Here is a 12,395-nt window from a genome sequence, read left to right on the forward strand (position 1 = left end):
GTGGGGAGGTTCTGAAAAGCTGAACCGCTTTACGCATGCCCGCGCTTGACACAGTGGTCATGCGCCAGAGCAGAGATTTCCATCGTCACGCGTTCGATATCGAGCGGCTTCGAATAGACCTCGATACCTGTGAATCGTTCGCCAAAAACAGATTGTTCATATCCGGTGGTAAATACGAACGGTATTCCCCGCTTTGACAGCGCCTCGGCCACGGGAAAAACCATCTCCCCATTGACACTGACATCGAGAATGGCGCAATCGATCCCATCCGTCTCAGCAATAAGAGATAAAGCTTGAGCGATGGTAGGCGCTGGCCCGAGGACAATAAGGTCATGATCGCCGAGTGACTCGGCCAGATCGAAGGCGAGCAGATACTCATCTTCCACTACCAAAACCACTGGCTGCTCCGAGTGCTCTTTACGCATGATATCCGGACGTCCTAGATCAATTTGCCGGTGGCCTTGGACCGTGCCTGACGCGCCAACTTTTTGAGGTGCCGTTCCTCGTCGAGTTCAACTTCGATGATATGCAGGTGACCTCTCATCAGATTCAGGGTGATGTTGAAGGTGTCCAGCAATTCCACAGCCTGTTCGCTGGGATGACCGCCCACCTGCAACCTGCCAATAAGCGCTTCTTGCCTCAGAACGCGTTTTTCACCATCGCGCACATGGCCGACTGCCATTGCAAGTTCCTCGCGTCTGCGCATGGTTTCCTCCTGAAGGAGATTTCCTGCGCATCATGAACCCAGTTATGGCTCAAATCCAGCCGCTTCCATTGCGTGAACGGCAGATACGCAATTTCTTTGGCTTTCTGGCGCAGATTACTCATTCTCTGAAGCTCATGCGGTCTCCTTGGCGGAGATTGCCTTCATTCCTCGCGGATCTTTACTCCGAAATCTCGAATTTTCGACGAAAACTGTCGTACATCGTCGCAAACATCCACCACTCGAGCGAAATGCGTTCGGGAAACTGATCCAGGCTTGCGAGCGTCGCCGCCACCGTCTCTTGCACGAGATCCTCCGCATCGGTCGGATTCCTGCAGATCGCTTCCGCCAATGACCGCATCGCCGGCATAAGCCCCTCGATTTCAGCTCGTAATCGATGGTGTCGGGAAATATCCGTCACGATTTCTCTTTCACTAACTCATACGATTGTTCCGTCTATCTCCATCGGAAGGCATCCAAGCGCTCCGATATTTTTTAACGGGTATGATCCTCGGCTTGTTCCTGCTTGGCGTCAGAAATCTGGAGATCGACTGTCTTCTTAGACCTGGACTAGTACTCTGCCGATCTTCTTCGAAGGCCATGGAGTTTAAGGTCGCAATGCCCGGAGATGCTCGGGCGTCACGGCTTGGAACTTACCTACCCTCACTTGATTATATTGGAGATATCGAGCCCGGGAGGCATCCGTGAGGAGTCTGTTGTGAAAGTTTTCATCATGGCCCTACTGCTCGTGAGCATGACCTCCTGCTCGGACGGACAGCAGCAGATCAAACGCCAAATTCAGGCGGTGCTCTCCTGGAGCGCAACGGCAGACATGGCCTTGGACGCACGGGCCAAAATGCTGGTAACAGACAGCTTTACCGCACTCACCATGGAGCGATGCGGCAAGGAGATCGCGAGTCTGTCGAAGGAACTTCCGACATCTCCCCAGAATCTAGTGGGCCGTCTCACCACAACCATCGGTGCCGCGCATGACGATATCGTCAGTGGCCGAACGGGTATGGTTTCGCAGCATCTGCAGGATTTGCGGGGGCTCGAAGCCGAGTTGAAAGCCAGCTCCGGAGCGGCACAATGAAAAAATTGCTGCAGATATCGCTTGGCGTCGTCACCAGCATCGGCGGCTTTCTTGAAACGGGGAATATTGCAACGGCGAGTCAGGCCGGGGCGGCCTATCAATTCACCCCTCTCTGGGCCATCGTGCTCGGCACCGTCTGCGTGACTTTTCTGGTTGAAATGTCGGGGCGCTTCGCCATTGCGAGCCATTACACGATCGCCGACGGAATTCGAGCCAGGTTCGGTGCCAACATCTTTCTTCTGACGGTAGCCATCGCATTCCTCGTCAACCTTCTCGTTCTTGCGGCGGAGATCGGCGGCGTATCGCTTGCGCTGCAGTTTCTGACCGGCGTGAAATTTCAATGGTGGTCACTGCCGGTGACATTTGTTGTCTGGCTCTTGCTCTGGCGAGGCACGTTCGGCCTGATCGAGAACGGCATATCGTCTTTGGGGCTGATCGCGCTCTCTTTCGTCTTTGCGGTCTTCGTCATGGGTCCGCCATGGGAGCAAGTCGCAAAAGGCCTGGTGCCGACACTGCCCAGCGAAGACCCACTGCACTACAGCTTCATCGTCGTCGGAATATTGGGTGCCCTCATTTCCCCCTATCTATTCTATTTCTATTCGTCTGGTGCCATCGAGGACAAATGGGACAAGAGCTACTTCGGCGCCAACCGCGCCATCGCAATCCTTGGCATGAGTTTCGGCGCGATCATCACCGCCGCCATCATGGTGCTGGCTGCAATGATCTATCCTGTAAGGGGGATCGAAGACATCGAAGGATATGAGCAAATTGCCATGATCCTCATCCCCGCCTTCGGAAAATGGGGGTTTTATCTCTTTGCAACGTCACTCGGGATCACCTGCTTGGGCGCAATCCTCGAGGTGGGTCTAGCGCAGGCCTATCTGGTTGCGCAGGGCTTCGGGTGGAATTGGTCGGAAAACACAAAACCGAGAAATAATCCCGCCTTCTGCCTTGTCTATACGGTTTCGCTTCTGATCGCCACGATCCCGATAGCCCTCGGCATCGATCCACTCAAACTCACCATCTTTTCGATGGCGATCACCGCCATCAGCCTGCCGTTTGGCGTCGTTCCTTTCCTCATCCTGATGAACGATCCGGCCTATGTGGGAGAGCACCGAAATGGATGGATCGGCAATGCCGCCGTGATCTTTATCGTCGCCATGGCGTTCGTACTTTCGATTGTAACCACACCCCTGGAAATCTTCGGAGGCTGACATGCATCTTGTCCATGATGTTCTGGATAAGCAGGTCGTCGATCGCCGGCAGGCTCGTATCGGAAAAGTCGACGGGATCGTACTCACGGCCGAGAATGGCGGTCAGCTCAAGGTCGCCTTCATCGAAATAGGCAGCTCGACGCTGGTACGAAGACTGAGCCGGCGCCTCCATGGCTGGATACTCCGCTTTTCCCAGCGAAGGGGCCGGCCTGACAGTTGGCGTCCTTATCGGATCCCATGGTCGAAAATCACGGATGTCGGCCTCAATATCGAAGCCGATATCGACGACAGCGAGACACCATTCGGACAGACGCAGGAATGGTTGAGGCAACATGTCCTCCGCTACATTCCGGGAGGTCTGTCGTGACGGAGATTCACCTGGAACTCCTGCTTGGAGCGCAGGTTTACGATATCAACGATCAGCCGATCGGGCGCTTGGAAGAGATCCAAGCGGAAGCTGCCGACGAAGATTACGTCGTGGTCGAATATCATCTCGGCGCGCTTGGCTTGCTCGAAAGGCTATCGGCAACGACGATCGGTCACGCCATTCTGCGGCCTTTCGGCTTCAAGGACCAGCCAAGCGGTCACATCGTGCCATGGGACAAGCTCGATTTGACGGATCTCGACCATTTGAAACTCCGCTGCAGCGTCGCCGAGCTTGACGCGAGAGCTCGATGAGCGCGCGCATCGCCGCCGGTACTGGCAGCCGCTGTTTGAACCTTTTCCTTACCAAAGATACCGTCTCGTAGAGCGGTGGTTTGACCATTGCCACATCGCAAGGGCGCAGGTCAGTCCAACGAGCGCCAAGCCCGCTACGGCCAGCGCCGGGGCCATGGTAGCGTTCGAAGAGCGCAAGCCACCGTCGATGCCACCCGGAACTGACGGCGGCCGGTAAAGGTTGCCGTTGCTCATTTGGACGCGAGGGGCTCGTTCAAAATAGGCTCTCATCAACCGCCCCGCCATCCGGGTTGAGAAATTTGGAGCGATAAGATGAGCCAATCTGGCGGCATTGGTCATCACACCGACGGTTGTTGTCGGCCGCGGCCATCTTGCGATATTGACGATGGTACGGGCAACGCGTCTTGCGTCGATAATAGGTGGCGGCGCAGTCAGCTTTCGGCCAACGTAATTTGCCCCGTGGCCAATGCCGGGCGTATCAACGAAAGATGGATAGATGTCGCAGATGTGGATGCCGGGATAGTCGGCGAGTTCCGCCCGCAGCGACTCCGAAAATCCGCGTAACCCGAATTTGCTGGCGCTGTAAGCGGCGGCGAACGGGGCCGCAACGAAGCCGCCGATCGAGATGACGTTGATGAAAACGCCCTCGCCCTGTTCAAGGAACATCGGAAGCACCGCGTGGGCATCGTTCAAATGACCTATCAAATTGGCACGGATAGTCTGCTCATGGGCCTCCACGGGTGTCTCATGAAAGCGACCAACAGCACCGACACCGACATTGCTGACCCAAACATCGATGCTGCCGAAGCTCATCGCCTTTGCAGCCAGATTTTTGACAGCGGCAGCATCGGTGACATCGGTGGGCGCAACCAGAACATCGCAGCCCTTATCTCGGCAGCTCTTTGCCACCGCTTGCAGGGCGCTTGCATCGCGTGCGGCAAGAACGAGCCTGGCTCCCTTTGCTGCAAATGCCTCCGCTGTCGCCTCGCCAATCCCGCTTGAAGCGCCGGTAATGACAACGACAGCGCCGCGTAGTTGTCCTGGCACGTTACGCATCATGAAAACCTCCCCGCATCTGAATTCCAGTAACCACAGGTTCTCTGAAATGTTCCCAACGACGGAGGGGGGCCACAGCCGCGCCGGGAACTTCCAGCGCTCTCCACGGTTTAGCCGGATGATCTTCAATTTTGAGGACACTGCGATGCGCGCAGCGGCAGGGATGCCGGGTCTCACCATTCCGACGACCGCCCGGCTCATCTTCGCCATGAAGCCTGCACTGCCATGTTGCAGGGGAATAACCGACGAGGTGCCAATGTCATCAACAACCCCCCTGGATCGTGCCATCGAAATTGCGACCAAAGCGCATGCCGGCCAGACCGATAAGCTTGGCAATCCTTATGTGCAGCATTGTCGTCGCGTGGCTTTTGCGGTTTCGGGCCAGGACAAGAAGATCGTGGCCTATCTGCATGACGTCGTAGAAAAAGGCCCCGGCTGGACCATCGGCCGCCTCGGGGAGGAAGGTTTTTCTCCGGCCGTCCTCGCAGCCGTCGATGCCCTCACCAAACGCCCGGACGAGGAGGAGGATGCCTTTGTTCGCCGCGCAATCGCAAATCCCCTCGCAAGGCCGGTGAAGAAGGCCGATCTCGAAGACAATCTGTGGCAGCAACAGCAGCTTGGCGGTGATACCGACAAGTACCGGCACGGCCTCGAAATCATTCGGGAACAAGGTCATCGCGGAAGATGACGTTGAGCGATTCTGAAAGGATGAGCATGTCAGCGGCTATTCGTCTTTTTGCATTCGGGACGCTGAAAAGGGGATGTTCCTTGCATGAGCGGGGACTGGCCCGTGCGCAATACCGCGGCCTCTTCAAAACGCGCAGGCCCTACCCCATGCTGATTGCCGGTCGCTGGTTTGCACCCATGATGTTCGACGAGCCAGGAAACGGTATGATCGTCAGAGGAGAGCTTTATGACGTCGACGATCAGACCCTGCGGCATCTCGATCTCATGGAATTGATCGGCAAGCCCGGACATTTTCGCGGATTGATCGAACTGGAGCCGGTGGCCGGCGGTGATTCCTGCATTGCATTCGCCTATTTCAAGTCGCGAAGCTTAGCAAAGCGCATCCATTCGGACTATCTTTCCACATACGACGATCGCCGCTTCGTTCCACCGGAACAACGCATCGAAAGATCGCAGGATCAGAGCCGCGGGACATATTCCAAAGATGCAAGGCTGCGGTGACTGCCGACCTATTCATTAGTCCCTGAGCAACGGATTCGGAATTCGCTGCGCCCGACACGGTCCCCGGAACATTTGTCACCGGACACGGTTTAGGTCAGCGATCTCAGCATTTGCCGGGGATCGAACGGCGCATAATGCGAGCAGCATCCTTTCGACCCTCGGGGGGTCCGGGAGAGCTGGCATCGGACGCCGGCTCGGCGGCATGTCGCCCAACGTCGGATGCCCGAACGTGATTGATCTCTGGTATAAGAATTGTGTCATCTACAGCCTCAATGTCGGCACCTTCATGGACAGTGACGGCGACGGAATTGGCGATTTCAAAGGTCTGACCGATCAGCTCGATTATATCGCACGGCTCGGTGTCACCTGCCTGTGGTTGCTACCATTTTATCCCAGTCCCGGGATGGACTACGGCTACGATGTTACCGATTATTATAACATTGCCCCTGAGCTCGGAACGCTTGGCGATTTTGTGGAATTCAGCCATCAGGCGCGGTTGCGGGGCCTGAAGCTCATCGTCGATCTGCCGATCAATCATACGTCCGAGCAGCACCCCTGGTTTCAAGAGGCGCGCTCCGACCCTCGCTCGCCTTTCCGCGACTACTACAACTGGTCCAAGACCAAGCCGGCAAACGTCAACCATGGCATGGCCTTTCCCGGCCACCAATCAAGCGTATGGACCTACGATCCGCTGGCCAGGGCCTGGTACTATCATCGCTTCTATCCCCACCAGCCGGACCTCAACATCAGCAACCCGGCGGTCCGGGAAGAAATTTTTAAGATCGTCGGTTTTTGGCTCGAGCTCGGCGTGTCGGGATTTCGCATAGACGCAGCACCCTTCCTCGTCGAGGAAATCAGCCCCGACCGGGCTGCGTCACGGGACTATGAATTTTTCGGCGAGTTGCGCGATTTTCTATCCTGGCGGCGCGGCGACGCGGTTTTGATTGCCGAGGCAAATGTGCCTCCGAAGGAGATGCCGCAGTTCTTCGGCGGCGGTTCCCGCCTTCACATGCTTTTTGCTTTTCTTGCAAATCAATATCTGTTTTTAGCCCTGGCGAGCAATTCCGCCGAGCCTCTCGCGCGGGGGCTCGCCCGGTTGCCGAAATTGCCGCAGCTTTGCCAATGGGTGCAGTTCCTGCGGAATCATGATGAACTTGATCTCGGCCGCCTTACGGAAAAGGAGCGGAACGAGGTCTATACTGATTTTGCCCCCGATACCGATATGCGCCTTTATGGCCGCGGCATTCGCCGCCGGCTGGCGCCGATGCTCCGCAATGAACGCAGGAGGATCGAAATGGCGTTCAGCCTGATGTTCAGCCTTCCCGGCATACCCGTCATTTACTACGGCGACGAACTTGGGCTTGGCGACGAGCTTTGCCTGCCGGAACGCTGGCCGGTGCGAACCTGCATGCAATGGTCCGACAACGGGAATGCGGGCTTCTCCACCTGCGCGGAGGAATATCTTATCCATCCCGTCATCATGACCGGCGATCACGGCGCCGATAAGGTCAACGTCGAGACGCAGCAACGTGACCCCACGTCATTGCTCAACTGGGTACGGCGACTTGTCGACACGCGACAGTCCTGTCCCGAAGTCGGCTGGGGCAAATGGAGCTGCCTTGAAACTGATAACCCGGCCGTTTTCGCTCAGAAGTTTACGTGGGAGCAAGGCACGGTCCTAATCGTTCACAACCTTGCACCGCGAAATTGCCGCGTGAAATTGGATCTCGGTGAGGACGAGGCGGAACAGCTTGCCGAATTGTTGGGCAACAGGGTCTACCCCGAAAAGAAAGGCAGAGGTACGACGATTGAGCTTGATGCCTATGGATATCGTTGGTTCAGGAGCACCCCATCGGCGGAGGCATGAACAACTCTCTCCTAAAAAACGGGAGATTGGCGCCCGACGCGGAACCTATGCGCGCCGCGGCGGTTGTGGGCTAATCCATACCGCCGAAGGTGCCGATATGGCACCAGAGAAGGACGCGCTTGCCGCGACAATCCATGAGGCTCCCATGACCGCCAAACCAGCCACCGAATGGTGGCATGCCAAGACGGCCTATCAGATCTATCCACGCAGCTTCTTCGACAGCAATGGAGACGGCATCGGAGACATTCCAGGCATAACCTCCCGGCTCGACTATCTCCACTCCCTCGGAATTGGATTGGTCTGGCTTTCGCCGATCTACAAGTCGCCGATGGACGACAACGGTTACGACATCTCGGATTATCAGGATATCGCGCCGGAATTTGGAACGCTTGCGGATTTCGACGAACTGCTTGCGGAGGCACGCAAACGGGCGATCGGCATCATTCTCGATCTTGTCGTCAATCACACCTCCGATGAGCACCCCTGGTTCCTCGATGCCCGCGCATCGAAGGACAGCCCCTATCGTGATTTCTATATTTGGCGCTCTCCCAACGCGGACGGCACTCTCCCGAACGACCTTCTCTCCGTGTTCGGAGGGCCGGCCTGGACGTTCGAGGCCGCGACCGGTCAATATTTCTTCCATCAATTCTCCCACCGCCAGCCCGATCTCAACTGGCACAATCCGAGCGTTCGGCAGGAAATCTACAAGATGATGAACTGGTGGCTGGACCGTGGCATCGCCGGTTTCCGCATGGACGTCATCGACCGCATCGCCAAGGATGTCGATCGGGGGATCACGGCCGACGGCCCATGCCTTCACGACTACCTTCAGGAGATGCACCGGGAGACACTGAGCGGCCGCGATGTCTTGACGGTCGGCGAAGCCTGGAGCGCGACGCCGGGCTCAGCTCTCTTATACTCCGGCTCGCAGCGCGGAGAGTTATCGATGGTCTTCCAGTTCGAGCACGTGCTTCAACAATGGGACAAGGTTTATGGCAAATGGCGGCCAAAGCCGTTCGATCTCGTCGGTTTGAAGGCGGTCCTCAGCAAATGGCAATATGCGCTATCGGACGATGGGTGGAATTCCCTCTTCTGGGGTAATCATGATCTGCCGCGTGCCGTTTCGACCTATGGCGACTCCACCGGTTACCACCGAGAATCGGCGACGATGCTGGCAACTGCCCTGCATTTCCTGAAAGGCACGCCTTTCATCTACCAGGGCGAAGAAATCGGCATGACGAACGCCACCTTCACGTCCATCGATCAATATAGGGACATCGAAACTCTCAACATGCATCGCCTGCATGTCGAGGCGGGGCTTTCATCGGAGGAATTCATCGCCGTCGCCAACCGGAATGCACGCGACAATGCCCGTACCCCCATGCAATGGAGCACGGCGCCGCATGGCGGCTTCACGACGGGCGTTCCGTGGATACAGACGAACCCGAATTTCAGCCGAATCAATGCGGCGCAGAACATGGGTGATGACCGCTCGATCTGGAATTACTACCGGCGTCTTGTTACGCTGCGCGCCAACCATCCCGTCATCGTCTACGGCACCTATCAATCCTATTTCGATCAACATCCGCAGATCTTCGCCTATACAAGGACATTCGAGGGTCAGCAGGTGATCGTGCTCGCAAATTTCTCGGTGGAAACCGTAGCTCTGCCGCTTCCCGACGAGTTGCAGGTGGAAGGTCGATGCTTGATTGCCAATTATCAGCCCGTCAGCCGGTTGAGCGAGACGATCGAACTCAAGCCATATGAGACTTTGGCAATCCTTCATAAGATCGAAATGCCAAAGGAAAATGCAGCCGAGGCATCGACGGGGACAACAGCGCCAGAGTCGCGTACCACGTGACGACCAAGCGGCGACGCTCCTTGTCGGCACATCGTCAAACCGCCCCGTCGAATCTTGGGTCAGCCGCCACCCTTTTTCTCGGCATCGTGGCTGTGATGACTGTCGCGCTCACCGCCGCCGCCGGAAACCTTGCTACGGCTGCGGCGGTCGGGTTCGGCTGGTGGCTTGCGGATTTTCAGGGGCGCTTTGGCATTCTCATGGGAAGCGCCTGGGCCGCCTTGGCGGATGCTGGCCGGCGTCTTTGTGGACGTGGACATAAGATCCTCCTTACCGGTCCTGCTGATTGCCTGGATGGACCGTGTTGATTTTGCTGTTTCCTTGCTGACCTTTCTTGTCCGGGTTGACCGACGTGTCGGACTTGTGCGGATCGGATGTCGATGTCCTCGAACGATCGCCCGTCCCCTTGTCGGTTCTGTTTTCCGGTGGCACCGGTGGTGGTCTGCTGGTCATCATTTTGCTCCTCGTTCAAATGCCGATTGCGTCCGGCCCAAGCGAAGGATGATCGGCCGTATCAGGTGGTCTCATCCCTGCTTGCTAACTAGGCCGCGGGGACGATGTTCCACAGCGCGTATATCGGTCGTCGACGGTTTACGGGCTCTTTGGCGATGTAGCGCTGGTGGCGCTGGGACCTGGCTCGCCAGGATGAATGGTGATGGCAAAATACGTGGCGACACAGCAGGCGATGATGAAGATCGCGGCGACGAAAATCATCATGCGGTATCGCGCTTGGGTCTGAGGCGCCATTTCCCATCCTCGCTGCGGTTTCACTAGCCAGGGGGCTGCAGGCAATTCACCTGCAGCACTGATCTCGGGCGAACGCGCCCGGACGCGTCGTTAAACCTCGTCTTGTCGATAATGTTCCGCAAAGCAGGATTGCCGGGCCGACGCGCAGAACACCGTTCCCATCCAGTTTCAACGACGATCTTCGAAGGTATCTAGCCGCGCATTTGCAAGGGAACCGTCGCCGTCATTCATGAGTTGACCTTGTGGGTGCAGACGAGGCGGGCGAGCCAGCGATTTCGTTTCCGGAAGGAGATTTGTCATGGTTACTAAGGCAAATGGCGACCCGCGCCACCACACGCAAAAGATACAGGCGCGGCTGAAAGAAACGATGGACCACCTGCGCCAGGACATCGAAAAGGTCGATGAGCCGCAACTCAAGGCAATGTTCGAGACCGCGGCGGAGGTACTTGGGGGATTGAGAAAAGCCTTCAGCGACTATGAGAAGAAGAATGAAAGCGCATGGTGATAAAGGCAGCGTTTGAGGCAGCTTTGAGTAAAAAAGCCGCGCCGGGCTGAACCTTTTCATTGCTCATTTGTTCGGCCCCAAGAACCTATTGCCACGACCGGTAGCGGGACTTTTCTATCCGCACAAGATGGAGGCTTCCTTGGTCACTCTTTCGCGAGCACGCGACAATATGGTCGAATATCAACTTCAACGAAGAGGCATTTCGGACCGAACCGTTACGAAAGCGATGAGGACCGTGCCGCGGGAAGTTTTCGTTAATCCAGGTTTCGAGGAATTCGCTTACGAAGATACGCCGCTGGCGATCAACGAAGGACAGACGATCTCGCAGCCCTTCATCGTCGCTCTGATGATCGAGAAGGCCGATATCGAGCCGAATGACAGGGTGCTCGAAATCGGTACCGGCTCAGGTTATGCGGCGGCGGTGATGAGCCGGATCGCCAGACACGTCTATACGGTCGAGCGGCATGCCGCCCTTGCCGAAGAAGCCAAGCAGCGCTTCCAAAGGCTCGGCTATCGCAATGTCGAGGTGCGCGTCGGGGACGGATCAAAAGGGTGGCCCAAGGCCGCGCCCTTCGATGCCATCGTCGTGACGGCCGGTGGCCCATCGGTGCCGCAGTCCCTGAAGGATCAACTGGACCTCGGCGGTCGGCTGATCATCCCCGTAGGCGGGGAAAGCGAACAGCGGCTCCTGCGCGTCACACGCACCGGTGCAGACACCTTTGAGGAAGATGATCTTGGCGGCGTGCGGTTCGTACCGCTGATCGGTGCCGAGGGATGGACGGCGGAACACTCTCTCTACACCCGCGCCGCAGCAGAAAAGTCTGTCGAAAAACTCAGTCTTCCCGAACTCATCGCGAAGGTTGCGGAGGACCTGCCGCCCATCGAGGATCCGGCATTCGGCAGATTGTTCGACCGCTATAGCGACAGGCGCGTGGTCTTGCTTGGGGAGGCGACGCACGGCACATCGGAATTCTATCAGGCCAGAGCTGCCATCACACGCCACCTCATTGAGCATCACGGCTTCAACATCGTCGCCGTGGAGGCGGACTGGCCGGATGCCGCCGCCATCGATCGCTATATTCGCCAGCGCTCGGCGCAGAATACGGCGGAGATTTTCCAGCGATTTCCGCGTTGGATGTGGCGAAATGCCGAGTTCAGCGCATTTGTCGCCTGGATGCGCGAATCCAATAGCCGAAAAGCTGACCCAGCTCAGCAAACCGCCTTCTATGGTCTGGACCTCTCTTATGTTCGTTTGCAAGGTCTTTAGTCATGACTGTTTCCTTTCCGGTCTTGACGACGAAAGCACATGCGTGGAGCTGTTGAACAAAGGAGGAGACAGGGCATTTTGACGACGGCTGGCATACTCTTATGCGCGGATTGGGTACCGCATTTCCGTGTGTTCGTCTGGGGCTGCCTCTGTCTAATTTCGGGCTTGGAATTATCCGCCACATAGGGTCCGCGAGGGTTCCCCACCGGAGCCCTGTCT

16 protein-coding genes and 1 pseudogene are annotated in these 12,395 nt (G+C 57.0%); 10 read left to right on the forward strand and 7 right to left on the reverse strand.

The annotated features are described in order from the left end of the window. Window positions 1–29: 29 nt before the first annotated feature. From QDY28_RS20100 to QDY28_RS20110, 3 genes are all read right to left on the reverse strand, one after another. On the reverse strand, window positions 30–425 hold the full coding sequence (locus QDY28_RS20100; RefSeq protein WP_331383414.1) for a response regulator: 396 nt from the start codon (window positions 423–425) through the stop codon (window positions 30–32). A gap of 14 nt (window positions 426–439) precedes the next feature. Continuing rightward, complete coding sequence (locus QDY28_RS20105) at window positions 440–682, reverse strand: hypothetical protein (protein WP_331383415.1); 243 nt, start codon at window positions 680–682, stop codon at window positions 440–442. A 202-nt stretch (window positions 683–884) separates the two neighbouring features. After that, window positions 885–1,124 (reverse strand): sigma factor, encoded by a 240-nt coding sequence (locus QDY28_RS20110; protein WP_331383416.1) that lies wholly within the window; start codon window positions 1,122–1,124, stop codon window positions 885–887. 297 nt (window positions 1,125–1,421) lie between these two features. On the opposite strand from QDY28_RS20110, the gene QDY28_RS20115 reads away from it, so the two are divergent. From QDY28_RS20115 to QDY28_RS20130, 4 genes are read left to right on the forward strand one after another with little or no spacing between them, the layout of a single operon-like run. Next, the gene (locus tag QDY28_RS20115) at window positions 1,422–1,796 is read left to right on the forward strand and encodes a hypothetical protein (protein ID WP_331383417.1); all 375 of its coding nucleotides are present in this window, start codon (window positions 1,422–1,424) and stop codon (window positions 1,794–1,796) included. Beyond that, a complete protein-coding gene (locus QDY28_RS20120) occupies window positions 1,793–3,010 on the forward strand; it encodes an Nramp family divalent metal transporter (protein ID WP_331383418.1) in 1,218 nt (405 codons plus the stop codon). Before QDY28_RS20115 ends, QDY28_RS20120 begins: the two co-directional genes overlap by 4 nt. A 1-nt stretch (window position 3,011) precedes the next feature. Further along, window positions 3,012–3,377: a hypothetical protein gene (locus tag QDY28_RS20125; protein WP_331383419.1), complete on the forward strand. Its 366-nt coding sequence runs from the start codon at window positions 3,012–3,014 to the stop codon at window positions 3,375–3,377. After that, window positions 3,374–3,688, forward strand: coding sequence for a PRC-barrel domain containing protein (locus tag QDY28_RS20130; RefSeq protein ID WP_331383421.1), 315 nt, complete (start codon window positions 3,374–3,376; stop codon window positions 3,686–3,688). Before QDY28_RS20125 ends, QDY28_RS20130 begins: the two co-directional genes overlap by 4 nt. Window positions 3,689–3,736: 48 nt before the next feature. Here QDY28_RS20130 and QDY28_RS20135 read toward each other — a convergent pair whose 3' ends face one another. Further along, window positions 3,737–4,747 carry an SDR family oxidoreductase gene (locus QDY28_RS20135; RefSeq protein WP_331383422.1) on the reverse strand — a complete coding sequence of 337 codons (1,011 nt, stop codon included), beginning with the start codon at window positions 4,745–4,747 and terminating at the stop codon, window positions 3,737–3,739. A gap of 253 nt (window positions 4,748–5,000) precedes the next feature. On the opposite strand from QDY28_RS20135, the gene QDY28_RS20140 reads away from it, so the two are divergent. From QDY28_RS20140 to QDY28_RS20155, 4 genes are all read left to right on the forward strand, one after another. Beyond that, entirely contained in the window at window positions 5,001–5,432 is a 432-nt protein-coding gene (locus QDY28_RS20140) for a metal-dependent phosphohydrolase (RefSeq protein ID WP_331383423.1), read from the forward strand. Between the two features lie 26 nt (window positions 5,433–5,458). Continuing rightward, the gene (locus QDY28_RS20145; RefSeq protein ID WP_331383424.1) at window positions 5,459–5,932 is read left to right on the forward strand and encodes a gamma-glutamylcyclotransferase family protein; all 474 of its coding nucleotides are present in this window, start codon (window positions 5,459–5,461) and stop codon (window positions 5,930–5,932) included. Between the two features lie 286 nt (window positions 5,933–6,218). After that, entirely contained in the window at window positions 6,219–7,799 is a 1,581-nt protein-coding gene (locus QDY28_RS20150; RefSeq protein WP_331383435.1) for an alpha-amylase family protein, read from the forward strand. Between the two features lie 145 nt (window positions 7,800–7,944). Further along, window positions 7,945–9,660, forward strand: coding sequence for a glycoside hydrolase family 13 protein (locus QDY28_RS20155; RefSeq protein WP_331383425.1), 1,716 nt, complete (start codon window positions 7,945–7,947; stop codon window positions 9,658–9,660). Between the two features lie 59 nt (window positions 9,661–9,719). On the opposite strand, the gene QDY28_RS20160 is transcribed toward QDY28_RS20155, so the two are convergent. The 3 genes from QDY28_RS20160 to QDY28_RS20170 all read right to left on the reverse strand — a co-directional run bounded on the left by QDY28_RS20160 (window position 9,720) and on the right by QDY28_RS20170 (window position 10,404). Further along, window positions 9,720–9,917: a hypothetical protein gene (locus QDY28_RS20160; RefSeq protein WP_331383426.1), complete on the reverse strand. Its 198-nt coding sequence runs from the start codon at window positions 9,915–9,917 to the stop codon at window positions 9,720–9,722. 10 nt (window positions 9,918–9,927) lie between these two features. After that, entirely contained in the window at window positions 9,928–10,110 is a 183-nt protein-coding gene (locus QDY28_RS20165; protein ID WP_331383427.1) for a hypothetical protein, read from the reverse strand. A gap of 138 nt (window positions 10,111–10,248) precedes the next feature. Next, window positions 10,249–10,404, reverse strand: a complete 156-nt coding sequence (locus tag QDY28_RS20170) for a hypothetical protein (protein WP_331383428.1) — start codon at window positions 10,402–10,404, stop codon at window positions 10,249–10,251. Between the two features lie 298 nt (window positions 10,405–10,702). Here QDY28_RS20170 and QDY28_RS20175 point away from each other — a divergent pair, with 298 nt between their 5' ends. Together QDY28_RS20175 and QDY28_RS20180 are read left to right on the forward strand one after the other, a co-directional pair. After that, complete coding sequence (locus QDY28_RS20175) at window positions 10,703–10,909, forward strand: hypothetical protein (RefSeq protein ID WP_331383429.1); 207 nt, start codon at window positions 10,703–10,705, stop codon at window positions 10,907–10,909. A 139-nt stretch (window positions 10,910–11,048) separates the two neighbouring features. Then, window positions 11,049–12,161 (forward strand): annotated as a pseudogene (locus tag QDY28_RS20180) (protein-L-isoaspartate(D-aspartate) O-methyltransferase); the annotation flags it as partial. Between the last annotated feature and the right edge of the window lie 234 nt (window positions 12,162–12,395).

The sequence above is a fragment of the Rhizobium sp. BR 362 genome, assembly GCF_036528765.1.
Taxonomy (GTDB): domain Bacteria; phylum Pseudomonadota; class Alphaproteobacteria; order Rhizobiales; family Rhizobiaceae; genus Rhizobium.